The organism is Pandoraea sputorum, assembly GCF_000814845.2.
Taxonomy (GTDB): domain Bacteria; phylum Pseudomonadota; class Gammaproteobacteria; order Burkholderiales; family Burkholderiaceae; genus Pandoraea; species Pandoraea sputorum.
On record NZ_CP010431.2, the window covers coordinates 765,300 to 790,580 of the forward strand.

The 25,281-nt window shown below is 61.3% G+C and carries 21 protein-coding genes and 1 pseudogene; 15 read left to right on the forward strand and 7 right to left on the reverse strand.

What is annotated here, in order from left to right:
- Nucleotides 1-47: 47 nt before the first annotated feature.
- Complete coding sequence (locus NA29_RS03505) at nt 48-692, reverse strand: TetR/AcrR family transcriptional regulator (protein WP_039395809.1); 645 nt, start codon at nt 690-692, stop codon at nt 48-50.
- A 231-nt stretch (nt 693-923) separates the two neighbouring features.
- Between NA29_RS03505 and NA29_RS03510 the strand changes: the two genes are divergently transcribed.
- Both NA29_RS03510 and NA29_RS03515 read left to right on the forward strand, forming a co-directional pair.
- The gene (locus NA29_RS03510) at nt 924-1,397 is read left to right on the forward strand and encodes a nuclear transport factor 2 family protein (protein ID WP_039395811.1); all 474 of its coding nucleotides are present in this window, start codon (nt 924-926) and stop codon (nt 1,395-1,397) included.
- 29 nt (nt 1,398-1,426) lie between these two features.
- The gene (locus NA29_RS03515; protein ID WP_039395813.1) at nt 1,427-2,857 is read left to right on the forward strand and encodes an MFS transporter; all 1,431 of its coding nucleotides are present in this window, start codon (nt 1,427-1,429) and stop codon (nt 2,855-2,857) included.
- A gap of 36 nt (nt 2,858-2,893) precedes the next feature.
- Here the strand turns inward: NA29_RS03515 and NA29_RS03520 are convergent, their stop codons facing one another.
- The 5 genes from NA29_RS03520 to NA29_RS03540 all read right to left on the reverse strand — a co-directional run bounded on the left by NA29_RS03520 (nt 2,894) and on the right by NA29_RS03540 (nt 8,901).
- The gene (locus tag NA29_RS03520; RefSeq protein WP_039395815.1) at nt 2,894-4,234 is read right to left on the reverse strand and encodes an MFS transporter; all 1,341 of its coding nucleotides are present in this window, start codon (nt 4,232-4,234) and stop codon (nt 2,894-2,896) included.
- A gap of 59 nt (nt 4,235-4,293) precedes the next feature.
- Nucleotides 4,294-5,511 (reverse strand): tricarballylate utilization 4Fe-4S protein TcuB, encoded by a 1,218-nt coding sequence (tcuB, locus tag NA29_RS03525; RefSeq protein WP_039395817.1) that lies wholly within the window; start codon nt 5,509-5,511, stop codon nt 4,294-4,296.
- A complete protein-coding gene (gene tcuA / locus NA29_RS03530) occupies nt 5,498-6,907 on the reverse strand; it encodes an FAD-dependent tricarballylate dehydrogenase TcuA (RefSeq protein WP_039395819.1) in 1,410 nt (469 codons plus the stop codon). Before tcuA ends, tcuB begins: the two co-directional genes overlap by 14 nt.
- 64 nt (nt 6,908-6,971) lie before the next feature.
- Nucleotides 6,972-7,925: a LysR family transcriptional regulator gene (locus tag NA29_RS03535; protein ID WP_039395821.1), complete on the reverse strand. Its 954-nt coding sequence runs from the start codon at nt 7,923-7,925 to the stop codon at nt 6,972-6,974.
- Nucleotides 7,926-8,100: 175 nt separating this feature from the next.
- Nucleotides 8,101-8,901, reverse strand: coding sequence for a DNA-binding transcriptional regulator (locus NA29_RS03540; RefSeq protein WP_039402238.1), 801 nt, complete (start codon nt 8,899-8,901; stop codon nt 8,101-8,103).
- A 310-nt stretch (nt 8,902-9,211) separates the two neighbouring features.
- Here NA29_RS03540 and NA29_RS03545 point away from each other — a divergent pair, with 310 nt between their 5' ends.
- The 5 genes and pseudogenes from NA29_RS03545 to NA29_RS03565 all read left to right on the forward strand — a co-directional run bounded on the left by NA29_RS03545 (nt 9,212) and on the right by NA29_RS03565 (nt 15,177).
- The gene (locus NA29_RS03545) at nt 9,212-11,059 is read left to right on the forward strand and encodes a bifunctional 3-(3-hydroxy-phenyl)propionate/3-hydroxycinnamic acid hydroxylase (RefSeq protein WP_039395823.1); all 1,848 of its coding nucleotides are present in this window, start codon (nt 9,212-9,214) and stop codon (nt 11,057-11,059) included.
- 2 nt (nt 11,060-11,061) lie between these two features.
- Complete coding sequence (locus NA29_RS03550; RefSeq protein ID WP_039395825.1) at nt 11,062-12,021, forward strand: 3-carboxyethylcatechol 2,3-dioxygenase; 960 nt, start codon at nt 11,062-11,064, stop codon at nt 12,019-12,021.
- 35 nt (nt 12,022-12,056) lie between these two features.
- The gene (locus NA29_RS03555; protein ID WP_039395827.1) at nt 12,057-12,842 is read left to right on the forward strand and encodes a fumarylacetoacetate hydrolase family protein; all 786 of its coding nucleotides are present in this window, start codon (nt 12,057-12,059) and stop codon (nt 12,840-12,842) included.
- A 132-nt stretch (nt 12,843-12,974) separates the two neighbouring features.
- Nucleotides 12,975-14,237: a 3-(3-hydroxy-phenyl)propionate transporter MhpT gene (gene mhpT / locus NA29_RS03560; RefSeq protein ID WP_039402241.1), complete on the forward strand. Its 1,263-nt coding sequence runs from the start codon at nt 12,975-12,977 to the stop codon at nt 14,235-14,237.
- 83 nt (nt 14,238-14,320) lie between these two features.
- A pseudogene (locus NA29_RS03565) lies at nt 14,321-15,177 on the forward strand (alpha/beta fold hydrolase).
- A 123-nt stretch (nt 15,178-15,300) separates the two neighbouring features.
- On the opposite strand, the gene NA29_RS03570 reads toward NA29_RS03565, so the two are convergent.
- Entirely contained in the window at nt 15,301-16,275 is a 975-nt protein-coding gene (locus NA29_RS03570) for a LysR family transcriptional regulator (RefSeq protein WP_084104141.1), read from the reverse strand.
- Nucleotides 16,276-16,365: 90 nt separating this feature from the next.
- Here NA29_RS03570 and NA29_RS03575 point away from each other — a divergent pair, with 90 nt between their 5' ends.
- The 8 genes from NA29_RS03575 (at nt 16,366) to NA29_RS03610 (ending at nt 25,256) form a co-directional block, all read left to right on the forward strand.
- A complete protein-coding gene (locus tag NA29_RS03575) occupies nt 16,366-17,991 on the forward strand; it encodes an ATP-dependent acyl-CoA ligase (RefSeq protein ID WP_039395832.1) in 1,626 nt (541 codons plus the stop codon).
- Between the two features lie 121 nt (nt 17,992-18,112).
- Nucleotides 18,113-19,447, forward strand: a complete 1,335-nt coding sequence (locus tag NA29_RS03580; RefSeq protein WP_039395835.1) for an MFS transporter — start codon at nt 18,113-18,115, stop codon at nt 19,445-19,447.
- Between the two features lies 1 nt (nt 19,448).
- A complete protein-coding gene (locus NA29_RS03585) occupies nt 19,449-20,615 on the forward strand; it encodes a thiolase family protein (protein WP_039395838.1) in 1,167 nt (388 codons plus the stop codon).
- Nucleotides 20,612-20,914: a Zn-ribbon domain-containing OB-fold protein gene (locus tag NA29_RS03590; RefSeq protein ID WP_039395841.1), complete on the forward strand. Its 303-nt coding sequence runs from the start codon at nt 20,612-20,614 to the stop codon at nt 20,912-20,914. The genes NA29_RS03585 and NA29_RS03590 overlap by 4 nt, the downstream gene beginning before the upstream one ends.
- Nucleotides 20,915-20,938: 24 nt before the next feature.
- A complete protein-coding gene (locus tag NA29_RS03595) occupies nt 20,939-21,658 on the forward strand; it encodes an SDR family NAD(P)-dependent oxidoreductase (RefSeq protein ID WP_039395843.1) in 720 nt (239 codons plus the stop codon).
- A gap of 51 nt (nt 21,659-21,709) precedes the next feature.
- The gene (locus NA29_RS03600) at nt 21,710-22,948 is read left to right on the forward strand and encodes a dienelactone hydrolase family protein (protein WP_039395846.1); all 1,239 of its coding nucleotides are present in this window, start codon (nt 21,710-21,712) and stop codon (nt 22,946-22,948) included.
- A 188-nt stretch (nt 22,949-23,136) separates the two neighbouring features.
- Nucleotides 23,137-24,207 carry a porin gene (locus NA29_RS03605; protein ID WP_231965130.1) on the forward strand — a complete coding sequence of 357 codons (1,071 nt, stop codon included), beginning with the start codon at nt 23,137-23,139 and terminating at the stop codon, nt 24,205-24,207.
- Between the two features lie 113 nt (nt 24,208-24,320).
- Nucleotides 24,321-25,256 (forward strand): MBL fold metallo-hydrolase, encoded by a 936-nt coding sequence (locus tag NA29_RS03610; protein ID WP_039395849.1) that lies wholly within the window; start codon nt 24,321-24,323, stop codon nt 25,254-25,256.
- Nucleotides 25,257-25,281: the final 25 nt, after the last annotated feature.

A 25,281-nucleotide genomic window follows, 5' to 3' on the forward strand; every position in this document is an offset into this window, starting at 1 on the left:
GAAGGTGAATCTGTCCCATCGGGAGCCTCCGAGCGCCCCCGTAGTCGTCAGTGGTCTTTGCGGACCGGCTCAGTCATCGGCTGATTCAGTGCGGCATCCCACATCCCCATCGCGTCGGTGACGGCCTTCTCAATGACCGCCTGTCGGACGCGATCGCGGGCAAGCACAGACAGTCCCTGAAAAAAACAGTCGAATGCGATGGCCAGTGACGCCGGATCCGTGCTGCTGCGCAGTTCCCCGCTCTTGATGCCGCGCGACACGCAGGCACGGAAGCCGGCGCGCGTGCGATTGCGCACCTCCCGCAGCAACTGGGTGACGGCTTCGCTGCCGATGGAACTGGCGCCGACAACGCCCAGCGCGACCATACAGCCCTTCGGGTGGCCACTCTCAGTCTGCATCCGTGCCGACCGGAGCAGCGCCAGGAACACGCTCTCCCGTGGCGGAAGCGACGGGTCATGGAGACTACGGGTCACCTTGCCGTAAATCTCCATGTATCGCTCCAGCGCCTCTTTGTACAGCGCCTCCTTTGACTCGAAGGCCGCATAGAAGCTGGGCGCGGAGATGCCTCCGGCGATCGCTGCCTTCAACTGCGACAAAGACGTCGATTCGTAGCCATGTTCCCAGAACAGGTGCATCGCCGAAATGACCGCCGCATCGCGGTCGAACGTCCGTGGCCGACCCCGCTGAACCATAGTCATCTCCATTTGCAAAGAAATAGATACTAGTCGATACAAAATCATGAGGCAAGTCCGGGCATGTAGTTTGCCGCACAGTGCAGCGGGTCATTCAAGAGTGCGTTGACACGGTCTTCCATATCGCCTTATATTTGTACCACTCGGTATTTAAATAAAGAGCAGAGCGAGGTCTCCCATGAACCTCGCATTTTTTTAGTAATTTATGTACCAATTGATACGTAAATACCCATGTCCAAAGAACTCGAAGCACGCCTTGACGCCCTCGAAAGCCGTTTCGCCATCGATGCGCTGATCGCTAACTACGCCGAGGCGTTCGACTCCATGAACATCGAGCTGCTGGCCACGCTCTGGCATCCTGAGTCGCGACTGCTACTGGGCGCGAACGGAAACGCCGAGGGCCTGGAGGCAATCCTGGCGCAAGCACGCATCAACATGAAGCGCATGCCGTACATGCATCATTGGATGGCGAACGCACTGATTACTGTGGACGGTGACAACGGCCACGGCCTGGTGGCGGCGGACTGTCTTTTCTACGATGTCGAGCAGGGCGCACTTCAGGTAAGCGGCCAATACCGCGACGTCTATCAGCGCCGCGAAGGCCGCTGGGCGTTCCTGGAGCGCACCTTCACCATGCACTACGCCACGCCGCTACAGAACTGGCAGCCCATCACAGGCACGGAACGCTTTGGCCGTCCGGCCTGACGCGGCCGCGCACGCCGAGACCTATACATATGACAACCTCTTCCACGCGTCGATGGTCGGCGTTCGCGGTGTTGCTGGTGGGCGCATTTATGCCTCCGCTGGACTTTTTCATCGTGAACGTCGCTTTGCCGTCCATTCAAAGCACGCTCCACGCGAGCGCTGCAGAGTTGCAACTTGTCATCTCCGGATACGCCGCGGCCTACGCGGTCTTCCTTATTACGGGAGGCCGACTAGGCGACCTCTTCGGGCGGCGGAGGATCTTTCTGATCGGCGTCACGGGATTTGGACTGACATCGGTGATCTGCGGTCTGGCAACTTCACCCGCCGTACTGATCCTCGGGCGTGTGCTGCAGGGGCTCAGTGCCGCCGCCATGGCACCGCAAGGACTGGCCTCCATTCACGCTTTGTTCCCGGAGAAGGAGCGCGCGCGCGCTTTGGGCCTCTACGGCGCCGCGGTGGGGCTGGCCGCCGTCGCCGCGCAGGCGCTCGGGGGCGCGCTGATCGTTGCGGACATCTTTCACCTGACGTGGCGCGTCGTCTTTCTCATCAATTTGCCGGTCGTCGTCGCGGTCCTGATTTTCGGATTGCCGTTGCTACCCGACGTCCGTGGCGACAGCCCGGCCCCCGTAGACCGGACCGGGGTGCTACTCTGCGCGCTCACGCTGGGCTTGCTCATCGTGCCTCTGGTCGAAGGGCGGGAACTAGGTTGGCCGTGGTGGGCGTGCGCGATGCTGATCGCGTGCCCCATCGCTGGGGTAGCCTTCTGCAAATATGAGGTGGCTTACGCTCGCCGGGGCGGGATGCCTCTGATCAGCGTGGCGTTGATCCGAAGGCCCGGCCTGTTGAGCGGGCTTACCGGGGTGCTCTTCTTTTACGTCGTCTCCGCTTTCTTCCTGACGTTTTCCGTCTATCTCCAGGCGGCGCTCGGGATGAGTCCACTCGAAACAGGCCTGGTCTTCCTACCGTTCGGCGTTGGTGCCTTCATCGGGCCGCTGACGACGCCCTTGGCCATCCGCCTCTTCGGCGACCGCGTCCCCGCCATCGGTATGACGCTGGAGGTTGCGGGCTGCGCGCTCCTCGCCGCCCTCGTGGCCGGTGCGCCCGGACAGATGCCGGCTCAGTTTCCACTGACTGCGGCGGTCGCACTTCTTGGATTCGGCCAAGGCTGGGCGCTGCCTACGCTGGTGCGCTCAATCATCAATCGGGCACCGGTCACAGGTTCCGGCATGATTGCGGGCATCACGAATTCGGCGTTGCAAATCAGTGCAGCACTGGGTGTCGCCGTCATCGGCGGCGTATTCTTCAGCGTCGCGGGGACCGCACCAGATCCTTTGTCTCTCGCCAAAGCGCTCGTCGTCGCAATGATGTGTGTCGGCGGCAGTCTGGCCGTCTCTGCCGTCCTGTCCATCGTCGCTTCAAGATCGAGCATTCATGCCGCGGCGAGGGCCACCGCTCGTTGAGTCCGGCTTGCCATCGCTCTCGACTTGAGCGGGCGCTCACCCGTTGACTTGCTCACGGACGCCCGCTCCAGACAGGGACGTCTCGTTAGAAGAGCGTCGACGATACAGCCCGAGCGTTGCACAGAGGCCGCACAGCGCTGCGAAGCTTAGCCAGTAGCCAGGTGCGGCCTTGTCATGCAGGGCCTCAATCAGATATGTCGAGATGGCAGGCGTGAAGCCACCGAACAATGCCGTTGCAAGGCTGAACGCCAGCGAGAAGCCCGCGACGCGCACTTCGACCGGCATCAGTTCGGTGAGTGCTGCGACCATCGCGCCGTTGTACATGCCGAAGAAGAACGAGAACCACAGTAGTACGATCAGCATACGCGCGAAGCTGGGCGCATCGGCGAGCCAGGACAGCGCCGGATAAGCCGTGAAGATCGTCAGCACCGAAATGGTGACCAGCAGCGGCTTGCGGCCAACACGATCGGAGATCGCGCCGCCGATCGGTAGCCAGACGAAATTGGATGCCGCGACGAGCAACGTCACCATCAGACTGTCGGAGGTCGACAGCTTTAGCACCGACTTCCCGAACGTCGGCGTATAGACGGTGATGAGATAGAAGGTGGTCGTCGTCATTGCCGTGAGCAGCATGCCGCCGATGACGGTGCGCCAGTGGGCGAGCAGGATGGAAAAAATCTCACGTGCCTGCGGACGATGCTGGCGCGCTTCGAACGCCGCGGTCTCCTGCAGCGAACGGCGCAGCACGAACAGAAATGGCACGATCGCGCAGCCAATGAAAAATGGGATTCGCCAGCCCCATGCGCCGATCTGCTGCGCGGACATCCATTGGTTCAGCGCATAGCCGATCGCCGCCGCCACGACGATGGCGACCTGCTGGCTTGCAGACTGCCAGCTCGTGTAAAAGCCCTTGTTACCGGGCGTCGCCATTTCTGCGAGATAGACCGACACGCCGCCCAGCTCCGCGCCCGCCGAGAAGCCCTGCAAAAGACGCCCGATCAGCACGAGCACGGGGGCGATCAGACCGATGGTCGCGTATCCCGGCACGCAAGCAATCAGGACCGTACCGCTTGCCATGATCGACAGCGTAACGATCAGTCCCTTGCGCCGTCCCACTCTGTCAATATAGGCACCGAGAAAGATTGCGCCGAGCGGGCGCATCAGAAATCCCGCGCCGAACACGGCAAAGGTGAGCATCAGCGAAGCGAACTCACTGGAGGACGGGAAAAAGATCTTTGAGATCGACGTCGCGTAGAAGCCGAACAGAAAGAAATCGAACTGTTCGATGAAATTGCCGCTGGTCACACGCAACACGGCGACAGCTCTCCTCATGGACGACACGCCGGGCGTAGCAGCGATCGGTTCTGTGCGGTTCATTATGTCTCCTGATTTTTGTCTTGTATGGGGTGACGGGCGCTCACGCGCCCGATCGACGGCTAATCCGAACTGAGGCCTAGCGTGTTGCGCTGCCGCTTCTCTATCGACGATTTGAGCAACGCTGCCGAACGGAAGATGCCGTGCGCAAACTTTCCGTACGGCAGCGTGGCGAACAGCGCCATCACGATGCCGAGGTGAATCGCGAGCAGTGAGGGCATCGCCGAGGTCGAACGCATGGCCAGCAGCGCGAGACCGGACGCGCTCGTCATAAGCAGCAGTGCGATGAAACCGCGGTCCATCGGACGCTGACGAACATCGCCCCGCTCGGGCACGCGTTTCAGGTTCAGCCACAGGAGTCCTGCTGGCCCGATGAGCAGCCCGATGCCGCCCGCCGTGCCCAGCAGTACGGGCGCGCTAAGCACCGGATAGGGCGCTTCCAGGCCGAATGCGTAGTGATAGAGCGTTGCGACGGCAGTGGCCGCGAAGCACAGCATGAAGCCGTAGAACGTCAGGTGATGAAAACGCCGCCGCGCCAACGTGAAGGCATCGTTCGCTTCGTTGCAGCCGTCGCCATGCCCGCCGTCCAGGTATTTGAGTGTCAGGGCGTGTTTTGCTGCTTCCGCAACGGCGGGTGCGCAAGCGCTCGCCGTTCCTGCGGACACATCGCGCCAGAAGCGCGTGACACCCACCCCGAGCGCGAGAATGGCGAACAGGAAAACGACGCCGAACATCGCTGCCAGCAGGTTGTGCGGGAAGACCGCATAGAAGTTTGCTGACGCGATATCCGCCGGGATACCACCGCCCAATATCGTGCCGAGCAGCAGGAACAGCGCGAGTCCTGCCGCCAGAGCAACCGACAAGGTCAGGCCGTTGCGCTTGTACAGCGCGCCGAAAGACGCCGGGAACGCATATTCGGTGTAAGTCTCGAGTCGGACCTCGGCCATTGCTTTGGGTACGTTCACGCCGAATTCGTGTGGCGGCGCGTATTGGCACGCGTGATAGCAGGCGCCGCAGTTATGACAGAGATTCGCCAGGTAATTGACGTCCGCTTTGCCGAATTCCAGACGACGCGTCATGGCCGGGAACACCGCGCAAAATCCCTCGCAGTAGCGGCAAGCGTTGCAGATTTGCATCTGCCGCGCGACTTCGGTTTCGCTTGCGCTCATCGCAACGATGGGAATCACGCGTGCCGTGCTTTCGCGCGACACATTTTTTTTCGATTCGATCGGCAACGCCGTGCGTTTGCGTTCGGGTGTGAGCGATTCAGACTGCTGCACTGGTGGCCTCCGTTGTTTCAAATGCTGCGCGCGCGGCCTGTGTGCCAGCGATGCGCCCGAAGGCGGTGCCGATCGACATGCCGACGCCCGCGGTATACCCCTTGCCGAGCACGTTTCCGGCCATCATTTCCCCAGCGACGAACAGATTCTCACTGGCGATGCCGCCGAAGTGAACCTGTGCGCGGTCGTTCGTCTTTAGTCCGAGGTAGGTGAACGTGATGCCGGGGCGCAGCGCGTATCCGTAGAACGGTGGCGTTTCGATGCGGCGGGCCCAATGGGTCTTGGGCGGCGAGAGACCTTCGGTATGGCAGTCGTCCAGTGCGGTGTGGTCGAAGGTGCCGTCGCGGCATGCGTTGTTATAGCGCGTGAGTGTTTCCATGAAACGCGCTTGCGGCAGCCCGAGCTTGCGGGCGAGTTCCGGCAGCGTGTCGGCTTTTTCGCCGGGAAACACCGGCGGCATGAAGCGGCCGATGGCTTTCGAGTCAATGATCGAATAACCGATCTGTCCGGGTTGATGCGCCACCAGCCGTCCCCAGATGGCGTAACGCTTCGGCCAGAAGTCCTCGCCTTCGTCGTAAAAGCGTTCGGCGTCACGGTTCACCACGACACCTAGCGATACGCAATCGATACGCGTGCAGATTCCGCCGTCGTACAGCGGCGCGCGTGCATCGATGGCCACGCAGTGTGACTGCGACGGGTCGCCGATCATGTCCGCGCCAGCGTCGCTCATGTGCTTGATGAGCACGCCCTTGTTGAAGCGCGTACCGCGAATCAGGAAGTTGTCGGCGGGCCATTCGCCGCGTTCGTTTTGTCCCCAGGCCTCGCGAAGCCATTCGCGATTCGATTCGAAGCCACCCGCGGCCAGCACGCAGGCGCGTGCCTCGAAGCGTCGGTTGCCGCCGCGTGCTGCGACGAAACGGCGACCATCGAGTTCTAGCGAATCGACGGGAGTGTCGTAACGAATGTCGACACCGAGTGCCTCGGCACTGCGGTAATACGCATTGACGAGCGCCTTGCCGCCACCCATAAAGAACGCATTGGTGCGCGCCACGTGCAGCGCACCTGACAGCGGCGGCTGAAATCGGACGCCGTGCTTCTGCATCCAGGGGCGGCAAGACGAAGACGCGCGGATCGTCAGTCGCGCGAGATGCTCGTTCGTGATGCCGCCTGTGACCTTCAACAGGTCTTGCCAGAACTCTTCTTCCGGATAGGCATCGACGAGAACGTCTTGCGGCGCATCGTGCATGCAGCGCAGATTGCGCGTGTGTTGCGAATTGCCGCCGCGCCATTCGCGTGGGGCGGATTCGAGAAGCAGGACCGAGGCGCCCGCTTCGCGCGCCATGAGCGCGGCGCACAGCGCGGCATTGCCTCCCCCGATTACGAGCACATCGACCATCAGACTTGTCTCCCTTTGGACAAATCGTAAAGGTCTCGTGTGCTCCTTCGCTACGACCTGGCCGTCAAGAGGTCTTCACGGTTTGTGAAGGCTGTGGCACCCGTAGCCGCGCACCGGGCCAGCGGCCCTCATCCACCAATCGACGTGCGACGTCGGCAAGCACCACGCGTGCTGCGAGCCCGGCAGGCGACAGTTCGTCATCGGAGATGCTGGCGAGCATGTTGGGGCGTGTGGCGTATTTCTCTGCGACGGGCACGCTCTTGAGCGTCCTGTTCTCGGGCCGCGCGAGTGCGGCGCCGGGCTGGATCGTCGCGCCGATGCCGGCGCGCACGAAATCCATCAGAAGCGCAAGACCGTCGACTTCTGCGACGATGTTGGGCTCGTATTCGGCGCGCCTGAACGCCGATAACAGCAGCGAACGTAACCCGTGCGAGCCGCTAGGCAGCACCAGCGGGAGTTTGCCAAGATGCTTCAGCCGAATGGACTTGTTTGCAGGCATGCCTTCGAGATCGCCCGCGCCGATGAGGAACAAGCGCTCGTCCAGCAGTGGCTGCACGCTCCAGCGCTGCGCGGGCGCTTCGCGGAACAGCACGGCGAGATCGATCTGACGCGCGCTCAGCATGGACGCAAGATTGCCGGAGAGGCTCTCGACCATGTGCAATCGCACGTCCGGGTAGCGCGAGCGCATGGCCTGCATGAACTCGACGCCCATCACGCTCGCCGTGCTGGGCGCCATACCGACGCTGACATGGCCCGAGAGACGGGCTGAACGTGCTGCCCGTGCGGCATCGTCGACATGACGCAGCGCGAGTTGCGCCTGCCGCCAGAAAGCCAGCCCTGCATCGGTCGGCACGACGCCGCCCGAGGTGCGTTGCAGCAGACGCGTGGACAGTTCTCCTTCGAGCCGGCTGATCTGCTGACTCAATGCCGAGGTCACTACGCCGAGTTCCAGCGCTGCCTTGCCCATGCTTCCGTGTTCGACGACGCTAAGAAAATAGCGTAGTTGTCTGAGTTCCATTCCGTACTCGGTCAGAGGGATTGGGTGGACATTTTGACAGAACCTCCCACAGCCATGCCAAGGGCGTCGCCGCCGGGCAAGCGCCAGGTGCGTCGCACATGGCCCCATGGGTATCGGTGCTCCGGGATCGGTCCACGATGGAGCGGGGCACAGCGGGGCACGTATGCGGTGACGGTTATGGCGAGGGTGACGCTTTGGTCGATATCGCTGCCGCGATCTGCGCGGCTGCGTCTTGCAGGGGCGGCACGAAACGCCGCACGGCCTCTGCGGGACTCACGGCCTGATCGAGATAGATCACGTTCAAACTGGCGAGAACGCGACCTTCGGATGGGATAGCGACGGCCACGGCCCCGATTTTTCGTTGGTCATGCCAGTCGCCATGATTCGAGCCAAAGCCGTTCTCGCGCGTTTGGCGTACGAGGTTGTGGATAAAGGCGTCGTCACTGGCAAAGCGTTGCTGCAACTCGCCCCCCGCGCCTGTGCGCAGCAAGTCGAGAATGTCTTCGCGCTCCGCGTCGGGACACATGCCGAAGTAGGCACGTCCGGCAGCGGTGAACAATATCGGCAGGCGTCGGCCGACCATCGCGCGGTGAAACGACAGGGGGCTGAAGCGATGTGTCGTCTCGCGAATGATCATGGCATCGCCATCGGGTGTGGTCAGGTCCGATGGCCATACGACACGCTGCATTAGCTGCCCCATGATCGGCGGGGCGATGGTGGCGACACGCTCGTCGTCGGTGAAGCCTTCGCTAAGGGAGCGCACGGCAAGTGCCAGCCGAAAGGTGTCGTCCGACGTGCTGCGTCTCACGAACCCTTCCTCCAGCAAGGTTTCGAGCAACCGCCGCACCGTCGTGCGATGCAGGCCCGTGGCTTCGCTCAGTTGCGCGGGCGTTGCGCGACCGCGCTCCATGGCGTTCATCGCGCGCAACACCAGTAATCCGCGCGATAGCCCTCGCACATTCGGGTACTTTCCCATCGAAAACCCCATATAAATCAATTATGTGCATTCTATGCACATTTCGACGAAAAAGTTGAGGGCGTTTCGCGATCTGCCTAGACTGCACAGAAAATCAGAGCGCTAACGGAGACACCGCCCCATCCGTGCGAACGACATATGCCGAAGGCGAGTCGTTTGACAACGGATCCTGGCCCGAGCCGGCCAACGAAGCGAAGACAAGCGGACACCGCGATCCGCCGCCGATTCACCGACAGCAGCACGCCATAAGTACGCGCGAGACATGCGCGGGGGCGCGCTTGTGCCTAAGAAACGTAAAGGAGCGAGACACATGACTGCATCCGTCAATGCGTCCAATGCCGTGACCGACATCACCACCGACGTCGCCATTGTCGGCGCCGGCCCAGTCGGGTTGATGATTGCCAACATTCTCGGTCTGCAAGGCGTACGCGTGACCGTCATCGAGAAGCTCGATCAGCTCATCGACTATCCGCGTGCCATCGGTCTGGACGACGAGGCGCTGCGTGTGTTTCAGGCGGTAGGCCTCACCGATGCGTTGCTCCCCCACACCACGCCCGACCACTGGATGCGGTTTCTCACGCGCGACGGAAATTGCTTTGCGTCGATTGAGCCACGCACCGACGAGTTCGGCTGGTCGCGTCGCAATGCGTTCATCCAGCCGCTGGCCGACCGCGTACTGTTTGACGGCCTGGCGCGCTTCGCGCACGTTCAGGTGTTGTTCGGGCACGGCGTGGAGGCCTGCACACAGGACGAACGCGGCGTCACGCTGACCACGCGCACCAGCGATGGCGAAATGCGCATAGTTCACGCGGCTTACGTCGTGGGCGCGGACGGCGGCAACAGCCTGATTCGTCGCCTGCTGCAAGTACCGTTCGAAGGACGCACCAAGCCGAACCAGTGGATCGTGGTCGACGTGCGTAACGACCCGGTTGGCACGCCCCACGTGCACCTGCATTGCGATCACGAGCGCCCGTATGTATCGGCGGCGCTGCCACACGGCATTCGTCGTTTCGAATTCATGGTGATGCCGGGGGAGACGGAAGAGGAATTGTCGAAGCCGGAAAATCTGGCCGCTCTGATCCGCAAGGTCGTCGCGTATCCGGAAAAGGTCGACTACATCCGCAAACGGGTCTACACGCACAACGCCCGGCTGGCCTCGACGTTCCGTGTCGGGCGGGTGCTGCTCGCGGGTGACGCCGCGCACATCATGCCGGTATGGCAGGGGCAGGGCTACAACAGTGGTATTCGCGACGCGAACAATCTGGGATGGAAGCTCGCCATGGTCGTGAAAGGCCAGTGCCATAGTGCGTTGCTCGATACCTACACGACCGAACGCCGAGCGCATGCGCGCGCGATGATCCACCTGTCCGAAGTCGCTGGCGACATCTTTGCCCCGACGACGCGCTTTGGCGTGCGCTTTCGCGATGCCTTCGTGCGCAGCTTCAATTGGTTTCCGTCCGTCAAGCGTTACTTCGTCGAGATGCGTTTCAAGCCGATGCCTCGCTATGAAGAGGGCGTGGTCCTGCTCCCACCCCCTACGAGCACCGGTGGATGGCTCGCGCGGCTGCTGGAGCGCTCGGGCAATTCGGCACCGGGCCGCCTGCTCGGACTGATGAGCCAGAAGCGCGACTCCTGGCTCGGCCGTTGGGTGTACGGCCGGGATCCGTCCGCCGACTCCCCGGCTGGGCGCTTGTTCATTCAGCCGCGAGTCCGAACCGTCGACGGGACAATCCTGCGACTTGACGACGTCATCGGCAATCACTTCGCCGTGATCGGCTGGGGCGCCGATCCGACATTCGGTCTGACGCCGGAAGCGCGCGTCGTTGCAACGAAGCTCGGCGTTCGCTTCGTGCTCGCCAAGCCTGACTCCCAGCTCAGCTATATGGACGACGTGCCTGACGGGGTCATTGCGATCGGCGATGCGCAGGGTCGTCTCAAAGCGTGGTTCGGTGCACGCACTCAGTCGGTGGTGTTGATGCGCCCGGACCGCTTCATTGCGGGCGTGTGCGGGCCGCAGGAAGTCTCGCACGCGCTTTCGCAACTCGCGCGTAAGGCCGCGCTCGCCGAGGACCCGATTCGTCTCGTCACGAACGAGGCGACGCCGGTGCCAGAGCGCATCGAAAACGACATTGCATTGGCCAGAGTGGCCGGAGCCTGAGAATGCCGATTCATCTCGAATGCCTGTCCCATACGCCGCTTCACGGATATTTTGACCCTGTCGATGAAGTGGTGTTGGAAGTGGGACGCGTACAGGCGGCTGCGCGAGAGCGTGTGCGCCAGTTCGACCCGGAGCTTGTGGTCGTGTTCGCGCCCGACCACTTCAATGGCTTTTTCTACGACGTCATGCCCGCGTTCTGTATTGGCGCAAAGGCCACGGCCATCGGCGATTTCAAGAGCCTGGCAGGCCCGTTGCCTGTGCCGTCGGACATCGCACATGCACTGGCTGAGCACGTACTGTCGGTCGATATCGACGTTGCGCTGTCGTACCGCATGCAGGTCGACCATGGTTTCGCCTACGCACTGGAGGTTCTGACAGGACGTCTGGACGCGTATCCCGTCGTGCCGGTATTCATCAACTCGGTCGCACCCCCGATGGCGACGCTTCGCCGCTCTCGGTTGCTTGGCGATGCGATCGGCCGCTTCTTCGCGCAAACGGACAAGCGCGTGCTCGTGATCGGCTCGGGGGGCATTTCGCACGAACCTCCCGTTCCCGAGCTTATCGGCGCGACCGATGAAGTGGCCGAGCGCCTGATCGCCGGACGCAATCCGTCGGCGGAATCTCGTGCCGCGCGTCAGGCGCGCACCGTTGCCGCGGCGAAGGCCTTTACGGCGGGCGACAGCCAAATGCATCCACTCAATCCGCAATGGGACCGTGAATTCCTCCAAATCCTGACGGAGGGCGACTGGCGCGCCGTCGACGCGATGAGCAACGACACGATTACGCAATATGGCGGCAAGTCCGCGCACGAAATCCGCACGTGGGTTGCCTCGTTCGCGATGCTCGCGGCCTATGGCGAGTACCGCGCGAGCGTCGATTACTACCGTCCGATTCCCGAATGGATCGCGGGCTTTGCAGCGATGCACGCTTTTCCGCAGCCAGCGTTGATTGCGGCGGCCTGATCAAGAGAAACAAGAGCGGAAGTGAGAATTTTCCAATGTCGAATGCCCAACTGATTCACCTGATTGCCGATCGCCTTCGTCAGGCGGAAGCCTCACGTCAAGCCGTCGCGCCTGTGCGCGGCGAGATTGCGCTCGACGACATGACGACCGCCTATGCGGTGCAGCAGCGCAATGTCGACACGCGCGTTGCCAGTGGCGAACGTATTGTCGGTCGCAAGATCGGCCTGACGTCGCGGGCGGTGCAAAAGCAACTTGGCGTGGACCAGCCTGACTTCGGCGCGCTGTTTGCTGGCATGGCGTACGGCGATGCGCAGCCGATGCCGCTTACCATTCTTATACAGCCGAAGGTTGAAGCAGAAATCGCGCTCGTGCTTGAGCATGACCTGGTGCACGAGAAGCACACATTCGCCGACATTCTTCGCGCGAGCGCCTACGCCGTGGCGGCTCTGGAAGTCGTCGATAGTCGCATCGAGGCGTGGAATATCCGCTTCGTCGATACCGTAGCCGACAACGCGTCGAGCGCGCTATTCGTTCTTGGTAGCCGACCCGTGAAGCTCTCGGACGTAGATCTCACGGACTGCGCGATGACGCTTTCGCGCGACGGCACGGTGCTGTCGCGCGGCGACGGCGCGGCGTGCCTTGGCAATCCACTCAATGCTGCCGTCTGGTTGGCGGATCGCATGGTGCAACTTGGCACGCCGTTGCGTGCCGGCGATGTCGTGCTCACCGGTGCGCTCGGGCCGATGGTGCCCGTCACGGAGGCGGGCACATTTGTCACCGAGATCGAGGGACTAGGCAGCGTACGCGCCGTTTTTGCGTGAGGCAGGTCGCGTCCGATATCCGATCCCTCGCCGTTAATGGGCAACACCGGCGTCGCCCGCCACGGCGGTGATTTCGCCGTCGACAACATGACCGCCATCAAGAGCGGATTTCGTAAATCTGGAGACTCAGCAATGAACGCATCATCCCAGGGCGTCGCGCCCTCGAAGGGAAGCCTCGCGACGATCGGTTTGTGTCTGGCCATCGCACTGCTCGAAGGCCTCGATCTGCAATCGGCTGGCGTGGCGGCACCACGCATCGCAAAGGAGTTCGGTCTGAGCGTGGCGCAGATGGGGTGGGCGTTCAGCGCCGGCGCCATTGGACTGCTGCCGGGCGCAGCGCTGGGCGGACGGCTGGCCGATCGCTGGGGCCGCAAACGCGTGCTGATGCTGTCCGTCGCGTTGTTCGGCATCTTCTCGCTACTTACGGCACACGTATGGAGTTTCGAGTCGCTGTTGACGGCACGTTTTCTCACCGGTCTGGGCCTCGGCGCTGCCATGCCTAACCTTATTGCGTTGTGTGCCGAAGCCGCGCCACAGGGGCATCGCAACATTGCCGTTGGCGCAATGTACTGCGGCATGCCTTTCGGTGCGGCGCTCGCCGCCGTCATCGGCATCGTCAGCCCGAGCGAGGAGGGATGGCGTCATGTGTTCTACGTCGGTGGCTTGGGTCCGTTGCTTATGGTGCCGTTGCTTGGTCTGTGCCTGCGCGAGTCCGCGCAGTTCGTCGAAACGCGCCTTGCGCGAACTTCGAATGCGGCATTGCCGAACGTGACGCCCGGGGTAACTCACGCGCTGTGGAGAGAAGGCCGCACGCGCACGACCGTTGCACTCTGGGTGAGCTATCTCGGCACGCTGATCGTGCTGTATTTCCTGATGAATTGGCTGCCGTCGATGGTCGTGGCCAACGGGCTGTCCCGCGAGCAGGCGGGCGTGGCGATCATGATGTTCAACATCGGTGGCGGCCTCGGCGCCATCGGAATTTCTAACGTGATGGACCGTTTTTCGCCGCGCTTGACGGTGATCGGTATGTATCTCGGCATTGCGCTGTCGCTGGCCGGGCTGTCGAGCGCTATCGGCGCGTTGACGATGGCGTGCGGTGCATTCTTCTGCGGCTTGTTTCTCGTGGGCGGGCAGTCGGTGCTGTATTCGATGGCGGGGCAGGCCTATCCCACTGAAATTCGCGGAACGGGCGTTGGCGCAGCGGTGGCGATCGGCCGACTCGGTTCGATTCTCGGACCGCTGATTGCCGGGCAATTGTTCGCGTTGGGGCAGAGTGCGTCGATGCTCGTGTCATCGAGCATTCCACTGATCCTGATCGCTGCCTTCGCCGCGTTGACCGTCGTGGGCACATTCGAGCAGCGTGTCGTGGCGGGCGCAGTCCAGCCAGGACGTTGAGTATGCGTTTCCGAAACACCGAAATTTTTTGGTTTTGAGTTCTTGAATCTCCGAGTCACCGATTCTGATTAGGGAAGGTCATCATGACGGCAATCACTGAGGCGTCGACGAGCCGCTTCGTCACCATTCGCGACGCGGACACCGTGTTTCGCATTCACTACAACGACACCGGCAGCGGCACGCAGACGGTTGTGATGCTGCACGGGTCGGGGCCGGGTGCCACGGGCTGGGCCAATTTCAATCGAAACGTCGAACCGTTGGTCGACGCCGGATATCGCGTGCTGCTCGTCGATTGTCCCGGCTGGGGCAAAAGCGATCCCGTGATCAACACCGGATCGCGTTCGGAGCTCAATGCCCGTGTGCTCAAGGCAGTGCTCGATGAGCTCGATATCGAGCAGGTGCACATCATCGGCAATTCGATGGGCGGCCACAGCGCGGTCGCATTTGCGTTGTCGAACCCATCACGTGTCGGCAAGCTGATTCTGATGGGGGCGGCACTGGCGGCCCAAGCCAGTTCGTGGCGATGCCGACTGAGGGCATCAAGCTGCTCAATGGCTTGTACAAGGAGCCGACTATCGAGAATCTGAAGCGGATGATGAATGTGTTTGTCTTCGATGCCAGCGCGATCACCGACGATCTGATGCAGGCGAGGCTCGACAACATGCTCGCGTCTCGCGAACATTTGGAGAACTTCGTGAAGAGCCTTGCGGCGAACCCGAAGCAGTTCACGGACTATGGCGCCCGTCTTGGCGAAATCGCTGCGCCTACGTTGATCGTATGGGGTCGCGAGGACCGTTTCGTTCCGATGGACGTTGGTCTGCGACTGCTTGCCGGGGTGCCCAACGCCCAATTGCACGTGTTCAATCGCTGCGGTCACTGGGTGCAATGGGAGCACGCCGCCGCGTTCAATCGCATGGTCCTCGATTTTCTGGTGCATTGACATCGGGTCGGCCCAATCGCGCGTTGTCGGATTCTGCGAATGCTTCCCGTTGCCTGTCGGTAGACAAGGCGGGGCGATTCCATGTTCGACGTCATTGGGCCGTCCGTTGTGCTGCGCTGAAACTCAGGAGCGTCGGGTTTTCAAATCGGGGCGCAACGCATTCCTCGTAGCACCTCTGCCTCCATGGTCGATCCCGATAGCATCCACCACGGACACCACGAACTGACGGAACCACTTTATTCCCTCGTCCGCGTCGAATGCCTGATGCCAGTGGACCGTCGACTCCGCTTCGGGTGCCTCGATCGGCAACGGATAAATCGCAAACTTCCCAGAGGCATTCAGGATTTGCGCGACCCCCTTCGGTAAGGTGGCAACCCAATCTGTCCGCTCGAGGATCTCCGGCACGATCGTAAAGTGCGGCACGCTGATCGCCAGCCTTCGCTGCAAGCCTCCACCGTTGAGCGTCTCCTCGATCAGAAAATGACTTGAGTCCGTCGACGTCACTGCGATGTGCGACATCGCAAGAAACTGTTCTCGCGACAGCACGCGCGCGGGCAATCCCGGCCGCTTGCGTGTCATGCAGGCGTACGTCTCGCGGAACATCACGACGTGATTTGTCATGCCCCTGAGCATGGGCAGATTTCCAATCGCAAAATCCAGTTGCCCCAACCTTAGCCGCTCCTCCACCGCGCTCGCATCCACGAGCTCTACGGATAGCCGCACGCGCGGTGCAACGTGCTGAAGCGCCTCGCACAGTCGCGGCAAGAAAACCTGAACGCCGATATCGCTCATCGAAAGCCTGAACATTCGCGTGCTTGTCTTCGCATCGAACACCTTGTCGTGATTGAGCACTTCCTGAATGGAGGCCATCGCACGGCCCAACGGTAACGCCAAACGCTCAGCGGTCGGCGTCGGCAACATCCCATCGCTGGTGCGAACGAATAGCGGGTCGTCGAAAAGTGAACGTAAGCGCGATAGCGCATAGCTGGTCGCGGGTTGCGACAAACCGATGCGCTCGCCCGCTCGCGTGATGTTGCGCTCTTCAAGCACCGCGTGAAAAACCCGAAGCAAGTTCAAGTCGACGTCTTTGATATCCATGGCACTTATGATGATGATATTTACGATGCATTTGACGGATATGTTACCCATTTCTAGACTTCATGACATTCATCGAAGGGGTATCAAGACATGGGGTGCATCGAAACAATCGTGGCGCAAACTGAAGCGGCAACGCAGACACCGGGAGCGCAACGTACACTTCCCGCGCTACTCAGCGCTCGCGCTGCGAGAAACCCGGGCGCGCCGCTATTTTCCGACCGCAATACGGTATTGACCGGCGCCGATGCCACGCTGATCGCAGCGCGTCGTGCAGGCACGCTCGCGGCGCATGGCATCAAGCGTGGCGATCACGTTGCGCTGCTGTGCGGAAATCGCGTCGAGTTCATCGAAATGGTGCTCGGCTGCGGATGGCTCGGCGCCGTTGTGGTCCCGATCAACACGGCATCACGCGGATTCCAGCTCGCGCACATCCTTCGCAATAGCGGCGCGCGACTTCTCATCGCCGAAGCTGCACTGGCGGATTCGGTCAACGCGCTTGAAGCGGACGACTTGAGTCTGGAGAAGGTCTGGCTGATCGACGATCCGGTACCGGGCTCATTGGCGCCTGCGTGGCCCACCATGCCTTTGCCGCCGCTGGGCGACGCGGTCGCCGCAGCGCACCTCGCGGACGGTGATCCGTTCGCCATTCTGTACACGTCGGGCACGTCCGGCGTTTCAAAGGGGGTCGTCTGTCCTCACGCGCAGTTCTATTGGTGGGGACGTAACACCGGGGGCGATCTCGGCATCGGTAAGGGCGACGTTCTCTACACCAGCCTGCCGCTGTTTCATACCAACGCGCTTAACACCTTCTTCCAGGCTCTCATTCTCGATGCCATGCAGGTCGTCGACCGCCGTTTTTCTGCCAGCGGATTCTTCGACGCATTGGTCGACACCGGGGCGACCGTCACTTACGTTTTGGGGGCGATGGTGCCCATCCTGCTCGGACGGCCCGTGTCCCCTAACGAGCGCAAGCACAACGTGCGTATCGCGTTGGCGCCGGGGGTTCCCAGCAACTTTCACCAGGCGTTCACCGAGCGCAGCGGCATCACGTTGATTGATGGGTTCGGCTCGACCGAGACGAACAGCGTGATCGGCGGCGATGTGAGCGCCCAGCGTGCGGGATTCATGGGCCGACTCGCTGCGGGCTTCGAAGCACGCGTGGTCGATGCGAACGACATGCCTGTGCCCGATGGCGAACCCGGGGAATTGCTCTTGCGCGCGAACGAACCGTTTGCCTTTGCGAGCGGCTACCACGGCATGCCTGACAAGACTGTCGAAGCGTGGCGCAATCTCTGGTTTCACACCGGTGATCGCGTCATCCGAAGCGAAGACGGCTATTTCCGCTTTGTCGACCGACTCAAAGATGCCATTCGGCGCCGTGGCGAAAACGTCTCCTCGTACGAAGTCGAGCAGGTGCTTCTCAGTCATCCGAGCATTGAAACTGCGGCCGTATTTGCGGTGAAGTCGGCGCTCGCAGAAGACGAGGTGATGGCTGCGGTTGTGCCATGCGCAGGCCACACCATCGATCCTCTTGAGTTGATTCGTTACTGCGAACCGAGACTGCCTTACTTCGCGGTGCCTCGCTATCTAGACATCGTATCGGACTTGCCAAAGACCGAAAACGGAAAGATTCAGAAATTCAAGCTGCGCGAATGCGGCGTGAGCGCATCGACATGGGATCTCGACTTGTCGGGATACCGCCTCAAACGTTCTTGATGCCCGAGGTTTCCCGCCCGGCGTCACCGTGCACTCACGTCGACAAACGATAGGGTGTGCCCGGGGCAATCGTAATGTCCCCACATGCGTGCATCGAAAGGTGCACCACCAGGAGCTTCAGATGGCAAGCACGCAAACGTATAGCGGCCCGAATTCAGGCGGGACGGTGGCTAACGTCGATGAACGGTCGCTTCGACGCATTGTGTTCGCGTCGGTGATAGGCAACGCGTTAGAGTGGTACGACTTCTTTCTTTACAGCACGGCGGCGGCGCTGGTCTTTGGGGAGCTGTTCTTTCCGACCGGAACCGACCCGCTTCTCGGCACCCTGGCGGCTTTCGCGGGCTTCGCCATCGGTTTTGCCGCGCGCCCTTTCGGCGGCATTCTCTTCGGCCACATCGGCGACAAGTTCGGGCGCAAAGGCGCGCTTGTCTGGACCCTCTCGATCATGGGCGGCGCGACTTTCCTGATCGGCCTGCTCCCCACCTACGCGCAGGCGGGCTTTTGGTCGCCAGTGTTGCTGATCGTACTGCGCATTCTGCAAGGCATCGCGGCTGGCGGTGAATGGGGCGGTGGCGTTCTGATGATCAGCGAGTCTGCGCCTGCCGAGAAACGTGGCTACTACGCGTCGTGGAGCCAAATCGGTGTGGGCGGTGGCTTCGTGCTCTCGGCCGCTGTGTTCTACGCCGTGCAGATGTTGCCGAAGGACGCATTCCTGAGCTGGGGCTGGCGCATTCCGTTCCTGCTGTCCATCGTCATCTTCGGTGTCGGTGTGTACATTCGGTCGCGCCTGCCGGAAAGCGCGGAATTTTCGAAGGCGGAAGCGGCCGGTAAAACCGTGCATGCGCCGTTGCTCGACGTCATTCGCAAGCACCCCAGGGAAATTCTGATGGCCATGGGATTGCGCGTGGCCGAGAACGGTGGTTCATACATCGTCGTGGCGTTCGCGCTGGTCTATGGAAAATTCATCGGTGTCCCCAACCAGATCATGTTGGGTGGCCTGATCGTGTCGATGATCGCCGAACTCTTCACGATCCCGCTATGGGGCCGCTTGTCCGATCGCTGGGGACGCAAACCGGTCTATATGATCGGCGCGATGGGCTTCGTACTAATGGCCTTCCCGTTCTTCTGGATGCTCGATACGCACACCCCCGCGTGGATCTGGCTGGCTTTCATGATGGGCAACGCGCTTTGCCACGGTGCAATGATCGGCACCCAGCCCAGCCTGATGGGCGAGCTCTTCAGCACCGAAGTGCGCTATTCGGGTATGGCGCTCGGGCATGAAGTCGCGTCGGTGTTTGCCGGTGGCCTGTCACCGTTGATCGCGACCGCTCTGCTGGCGCATTACCACGCCTCCTGGCCCATCGCGCTGCTGATGATGTTCCTCGGTGCCGTCACGGTCGTTTCCCTGCTGTTCACCCGGGAAACCACGCGTCGAACCCAACGACAGGGGCATTGAGATGACGTACGGCGACTTTAGCGGCGCACTCATCACGGCCGGCGTCGAGGTTCCCTATCAGCGGCGCGCGACGGAAGGTAACACCGGTGATTTGCTCGCCGATGCATTCTCGCGGGCATTGGCCGAGTCGGGCTTCAGCAGCAAAGACATCGACGGTCTGGGTGTCGCCTCATTTACCCTCGCGCCGGACCACGCCGTCGACATGGCGTGGCGGCTCGGGCTGAGTCCGCGCTGGTGCATGGACGACTGCCACGGGGGCGCGAGCGCCATCAACATGCTCCAGCACGCGGTGCGAGCGATTCAGTGTGGCGACGCCAACGTCGTTGCGCTGCTCTCCGGAGATCGTTTCGAAGCGACCGACTTCAAGCAATTGGTCGATCACTACAACCTGACGACGCGTCAATGGCTCAGACCGCTGGAAACAGGCGGACCCAATGCTGTCTTTGCAATGCTCACGCAACGCCATGCCCGGCGCTTCGATTTGACCCCGCATGACTACGGCGCACTGTGCGTCGCTCAACGGGCATGGGCGGCGCAAAACCCTAACGCCGTGTATCGAAGCCCAATGACGCTCGCGGAATATCTGGAAGCGCCGATGGTCGCCGACCCACTGAGACGTCTTGACTGTGTGCCGGTGGTTTGCGGTGCCAACGCCATTATCGTTGCGCGCGCCGACCTGGTCCGCCGTACGCGCAACGTGCGCATTCGCGCAGTCCAGAGCCTTTTCAATACGGATCATCAGGCCGGGGATGGGTTGACCACACCGCTCGCCGCCGTGGCCCCGACGCTCTGGAAGCAGGCTGGTGTGGCGCCGCACGATATGAACGTCATTTCCGTTTATGACGACTACCCGGTCATGGCGCTGATCCAGCTTGCCGACCTCGGGTTCGCGCCGGATGGCGACATACGCGCCCTGCTTGCGCGCATTGCCTCGCGTGAGCTGAACGTCAATACCTCAGGCGGTCAATTGTCGGCAGGGCAGGCAGGCGCTGCCGGTGGAATGCATGGACTCGTCGAGGCGGTGACGCAGTTGCAGCATGGCGCTGGTGGACGGCAGGTCGACCGCGCGCGTCTTGCCCTCGTCAGCGGTTACGGCATGGTCGAGTACCGCTACGGCATGTGCGGCAATGCCGTGGTACTCGAAAGTGTCACAGGAGAAACGTCATGACGTTGTCGGTCTTTCAATGCAATGCGTGCGATCACACGCTTTTCCCCGCGCGCTATCTGTGCCCGCGCTGCGGCGGCGCCGACTGGCGGGGCGTGTCGTTCGCGCAAGGGACTGTGACGGAGGCCACCGTTGTGCACCAGCGGGTGGGCCAGCCCAACGCCGCACCTCTTCATCTTGCGAGTGTCGTCAGCGCAGCCGGGCCCGTCGTTATCGCTCGGTCGGAAGCTGCGCTTCATGCGGGCGACGTTGTCCGTCTGACGATCGATTCCGCCGGTGCCATCGTGGCGTCCCCCCTCTGATTCCGAACCGATGAGGAAATGAAAATGCAAGTCGAGGGATCCATCGCCTTTGTCTCCGGCGCCAATCGCGGCGTGGGTGCGTGTTTTGTACGAACGCTTCTGGCGCAAGGCGCGCAGAAGGTCTACGCCGGCGTTCGTGACGTCGCGTTAGTCCCCACGAACGACAGCCGCGTCATTCCCGTAAAACTGGACGTCACCGACGCCGGAGACATTGCGCTTGCCGCGGCGCTCGCGGGGGACGTCGACTTGCTCGTCAACAACGCGGGCGTCAACCGGATCGTGCCACCTTTCTCGGACCGGCATCTGGACGCCGCGCGAGCAGAGATGGAGGTGAATTACTTCGGCACGTTGAACATGACGTTGGCCTTCGCCCCCGCGCTCAAGCGCAATGGTGGCGCGCTGGTCAACGTGCTGTCGATTTTGGCGCGCGCGACATTGCCCGCGATGACATCGTTGAGTGCATCCAAGGCCGCCGCGCTGCGCATGACCGAAGGCATACGCGCAGAACTTGTCGCCCACGGCGTGCGCGTGCTCGCCGTGATGCCAGGGGCGATCGATACCGATATGTCCCGCGACCTTGGCGACACGCCCAAACTTGCGCCTTCCGAAGTCGTGCTCGCCACACTGGCCGCGCTCGGCGATGGCACCGACGACGTCTATGTCGGCGAAATGGCCAAACAGATCGCCTCCGGATTAGCGACAGACCGAAGCGCAGTGCTGCGGCGACTGGCCGCAAACGGTTGACCTGTCGCCCGTGTCATCCGAATCGAATTTACGCATGGAAAGGAGAAAGTCATGACTGGACAAACGATCGAAATCGCGGCCGAGGACGGGAAGTCGTTTTCGGCCTACCTGGCCACCCCGAAGCAGGGCAAAGGTCCTGGGTTGATCCTGTTGCAGGAAATCTTCGGCATCAACGGATTCATGAAGGAGACGGCCGACCGTTTCGCCGAAGAAGGTTACGTCGTGGTGGTCCCGGATTTGTTCTGGCGCATGGCCCCGGGCACGGTACTTGGATATGGCGAAGCGGACTTTGCGCGTGCGCTTGAATTGAACGAAGCGCTCGATTTGGGAAAAGCCGTCGAAGACGTGGGCGCGACCATCAAAGCGCTGCGGGCGCTGCCTCAGCAGATCGGGAAGGTCGGTGCCGTCGGTTATTGTCTTGGCGGGAAACTGGCCATGTTGGCCGCTGCGGCAACGGACATCGATTGTGCTGTCAGCTATTACGGCGTTGGCCTCGAAGCTTTCCTGAACGAAGTGCCGCAGATCCGTTGTCCGATGGCCTTCCACTTCGCCGAGAACGACGCATTGTCGCCGCCCTCCGTGCGCGACACGGTCATCGCCGCGCTGTCGGAAAATCCGCTAATCGAGCATTACGTGTATGCGGGTTGCGATCACGCCTTCGCAACGCCCGAGCGTGAGCACTACAACAAACCCGCGTCGATCATGGCTTACTCGCGCACGATCGCGATGCTTCGCAAGGTCCTCGGTCCGGTATATGACCTGAACACCCTCTGGGAGCTGCATTGCTATCACGAGTTCGATTCACGCGACGTTGACGCGATCATGCCTACCATGATCGAAGCTCCCTACGTCAATCACATCCCGACGATGACTGGCGGTGTGGGGCACGACGAGCTCAAGCGCTTCTACAAGTATCACTTCGTGCATGCGAATCCGGCCGACACGCGATTCATCCCGATATCGCGAACGATCGGCGCCGATCGTGTCGTCGATGAGTTCATCTTCTGCGCAACGCACGACCGTGAGATCGACTGGATGCTTCCGGGGATCGAGCCCACCGGAAAATACATCGAAGTGGCCATGCTCGCGGTGATCTGCTTTCGGGGCGACAAGCTGTACAACGAACACATCTACTGGGACCAGGCTACCGTTCTGGTGCAGATCGGCCTTCTGGACCCCACCGGCTTGCCCGTCGTGGGTATCGAAGCGTCGCGCAAGCTCATCGACGAGCGCTTGCCGAGCAACACGTTGATGCGCAACTGGTCGTCAAGCGAAGGAAAGCCGATCTAACGCGTCAATGCCTGCCGAAGGATGAGATACGCTTTCGGCAGGTAATTAGTAGTACTTATATAAATAAAAAAATCAGACCGCCAGATTATGGCGAATTCTCGTTCCGCAAATCGATAACGATACGGGTGTTCATTATGAAACTCCGGTTTGGATGTCTCGCGATCATCATGTGTGTTTCGGCGCCTGCAATGGCGCAGAGTTCGCTCACTATTTACGGCATCATCTCAGACGGCGTTGGCTACTTCAGTAATCAATCGGGAAGCTCGACTGTTCAATTAGTGAGTGGGGCGAATCAGAACAATCGACTGGGGTTTCGTATCAATGAGGACATCGGTGGCGGGTGGGCGACCATTGCGACACTGGAAAACGGTTTCGACATCAATCAGGGGAAGTTTGGCCAGGGCGGGCGGATGTTCGGGCGTCAGGCCTTTGTGGGAATGTCGAGCAGGATGTACGGCACGCTCACCGTCGGTCGGCAATACGACGTGCTGTGGGACTACCTGGATCGTATCGAACCTCAGGCCATGGGGCCGGGGCTGGCGACGAGCATTGGCAGCAACGACAACATCGAAGGCAACTTCCGCTATAGCAATTCCGTGAAGTATAAAAGTCCGGAATGGAACGGACTGGAGTTCGAAACGCTATACGCGTTCAGCAATAAGGCCGGTGCATTTCAGCAGAACCGTGCCTTCAGCGCGGGCATCAATTACACCCGGGGCGGGCAACGGTATGCCCTGACCTACCTGAACATCGATCACCCGGGCACGGCAAACCCGTCGGGCGCCGTGAGCGACGACTATTCGGGCGGCGCGTTTCAGTTGTTCCATACGAGCCCGGTGAATTCCAGTGTCGGCGTTGAGCGGCAACGCGTTATCGCGGGGGGCGCCGAGTATGCGTTTGGTAACACTCGATTGGGTGGCATCGTGTCCGATGTCAGGTACTCGTATCTGGACGGCACCAGTCTGCATCTGAACAATTTCGATCTCACCGCCGTATATAACGTCACCCCGGCGCTTGCACTGTCGGCCGCGTACGTCTACTCGATGGGGCGTTACGGCGGCATTGACGCGACGTCGCACTGGAACCAGGGGCAGTTGAGCATCGACTACTTTCTTTCCAAACGGACCGATGTCTACGCCTACGTCAACTATGTGAAGGCGACGGGGTCGCTGGCCACCGCAGTGCTGTTCCTCGCTTCTGCGCCGTCGAGCAACAAGGAGCAGACCGCGCTCGTTGCGGGGATTCGCCACCGGTTCTGACGCGCGCACGATCGGATGTATCGGCTCGCGCAGGCGGGCCGAACAACGTCTCGCGATCTCCCGACAAACTGAGTGCCCACGACATTCGGGCCATCAATATGTGACACACGAGCATGGCACACGAAATTTCCGACAACACGGTGCAGCCGATGGCCTTCGAACTGAAGGTCGGGAAAGTGGTGATTACCGTCGTTGTGGAGTCTTGCGCTCCGCTGCTCGCGCTGGGTGAGATATTCCCGGATGCGACCGAAGAGATGCTTGCCGACATCCGCACCGGGGACACCGATGCGTGGTTCGACAAGTCGACCGACAAGCTCGTGGTGGCGATCCAGGGGTTTGTCGTGCGCAGCGAAGAGAAGACCATCATCGTCGATACCTGTGTCGGAGACTGCAAATCGCGTGTGCGCGAAGCTTTCGATCACGCCACGCAAGGCTGGTTGAAGCGGCTGGCGGACAGCGGCACGCCGCCGGAACAGGTCGACTTCGTGGTCTCTACCCATTTTCATGTCGATCACGTGGGAGGCAATACGCGTAGGGTCGAGGGGCGCTGGCAACCGAGCTTTCCAAATGCGCGCTATCTCTTTGTCGACGCCGAGCTCGATTTCTGGCAAGGCGACGGCGGCGCAGCAGGTATCGCGCGAACCGGCAACTATATGGACGACAGCATCGCGCCGATACTCGAGGCGGGCCTTGCGGATATCGTATCGGGAGACCATCGGATCACCAGCGAAGTCCGACTGACACCCACGCCGGGGCACTCACCCGGTCACGTTTGTGTCGTCATCGAAAGTGGCGACGACCGCGCTATCCTCAGTGGCGATATGTTTCACTCGCCCTTGCAATGTCGCCACCCCGCATTGAGTACGCGCTTTTGCGACGATCCCGCAAAATCCGCTGAAACACGCATCGCCTTCGTTGAACAAAACGTGAATCGATCCACGTTAGTCATTCCTGCACATTTCCCTTTCCCAACCGCTGGGCATTTACGTTGCGATGCCAACGGAAAGCGCTTCATATTCATAGATCCGCGCGAGCTGACGAAGATCTGAACCGGCGGGCCTCGCCCTCAATTAG

Bases quoted from the DNA above. Each gene is read 5' to 3' on its own strand.
- NA29_RS03505 (WP_039395809.1), bottom strand. From the start codon at position 692: ATGGTTCAGCGGGGTCGGCCACGGACGTTCGACCGCGATGCGGCGGTC.
- NA29_RS03510 (WP_039395811.1), top strand. From the start codon at position 924: ATGTCCAAAGAACTCGAAGCACGCCTTGACGCCCTCGAAAGCCGTTTC.
- NA29_RS03515 (WP_039395813.1), top strand. From the start codon at position 1,427: ATGACAACCTCTTCCACGCGTCGATGGTCGGCGTTCGCGGTGTTGCTG.
- NA29_RS03520 (WP_039395815.1), bottom strand. From the start codon at position 4,234: ATGAACCGCACAGAACCGATCGCTGCTACGCCCGGCGTGTCGTCCATG.
- tcuA (WP_039395819.1), bottom strand. From the start codon at position 6,907: ATGGTCGATGTGCTCGTAATCGGGGGAGGCAATGCCGCGCTGTGCGCC.
- NA29_RS03535 (WP_039395821.1), bottom strand. From the start codon at position 7,925: ATGGAACTCAGACAACTACGCTATTTTCTTAGCGTCGTCGAACACGGA.
- NA29_RS03540 (WP_039402238.1), bottom strand. From the start codon at position 8,901: ATGGGAAAGTACCCGAATGTGCGAGGGCTATCGCGCGGATTACTGGTG.
- NA29_RS03545 (WP_039395823.1), top strand. From the start codon at position 9,212: ATGACTGCATCCGTCAATGCGTCCAATGCCGTGACCGACATCACCACC.
- NA29_RS03550 (WP_039395825.1), top strand. From the start codon at position 11,062: ATGCCGATTCATCTCGAATGCCTGTCCCATACGCCGCTTCACGGATAT.
- NA29_RS03555 (WP_039395827.1), top strand. From the start codon at position 12,057: ATGTCGAATGCCCAACTGATTCACCTGATTGCCGATCGCCTTCGTCAG.
- mhpT (WP_039402241.1), top strand. From the start codon at position 12,975: ATGAACGCATCATCCCAGGGCGTCGCGCCCTCGAAGGGAAGCCTCGCG.
- NA29_RS03570 (WP_084104141.1), bottom strand. From the start codon at position 16,275: ATGGATATCAAAGACGTCGACTTGAACTTGCTTCGGGTTTTTCACGCG.
- NA29_RS03575 (WP_039395832.1), top strand. From the start codon at position 16,366: ATGGGGTGCATCGAAACAATCGTGGCGCAAACTGAAGCGGCAACGCAG.
- NA29_RS03580 (WP_039395835.1), top strand. From the start codon at position 18,113: ATGGCAAGCACGCAAACGTATAGCGGCCCGAATTCAGGCGGGACGGTG.
- NA29_RS03585 (WP_039395838.1), top strand. From the start codon at position 19,449: ATGACGTACGGCGACTTTAGCGGCGCACTCATCACGGCCGGCGTCGAG.
- NA29_RS03590 (WP_039395841.1), top strand. From the start codon at position 20,612: ATGACGTTGTCGGTCTTTCAATGCAATGCGTGCGATCACACGCTTTTC.
- NA29_RS03595 (WP_039395843.1), top strand. From the start codon at position 20,939: ATGCAAGTCGAGGGATCCATCGCCTTTGTCTCCGGCGCCAATCGCGGC.
- NA29_RS03600 (WP_039395846.1), top strand. From the start codon at position 21,710: ATGACTGGACAAACGATCGAAATCGCGGCCGAGGACGGGAAGTCGTTT.
- NA29_RS03605 (WP_231965130.1), top strand. From the start codon at position 23,137: ATGGCGCAGAGTTCGCTCACTATTTACGGCATCATCTCAGACGGCGTT.
- NA29_RS03610 (WP_039395849.1), top strand. From the start codon at position 24,321: ATGGCACACGAAATTTCCGACAACACGGTGCAGCCGATGGCCTTCGAA.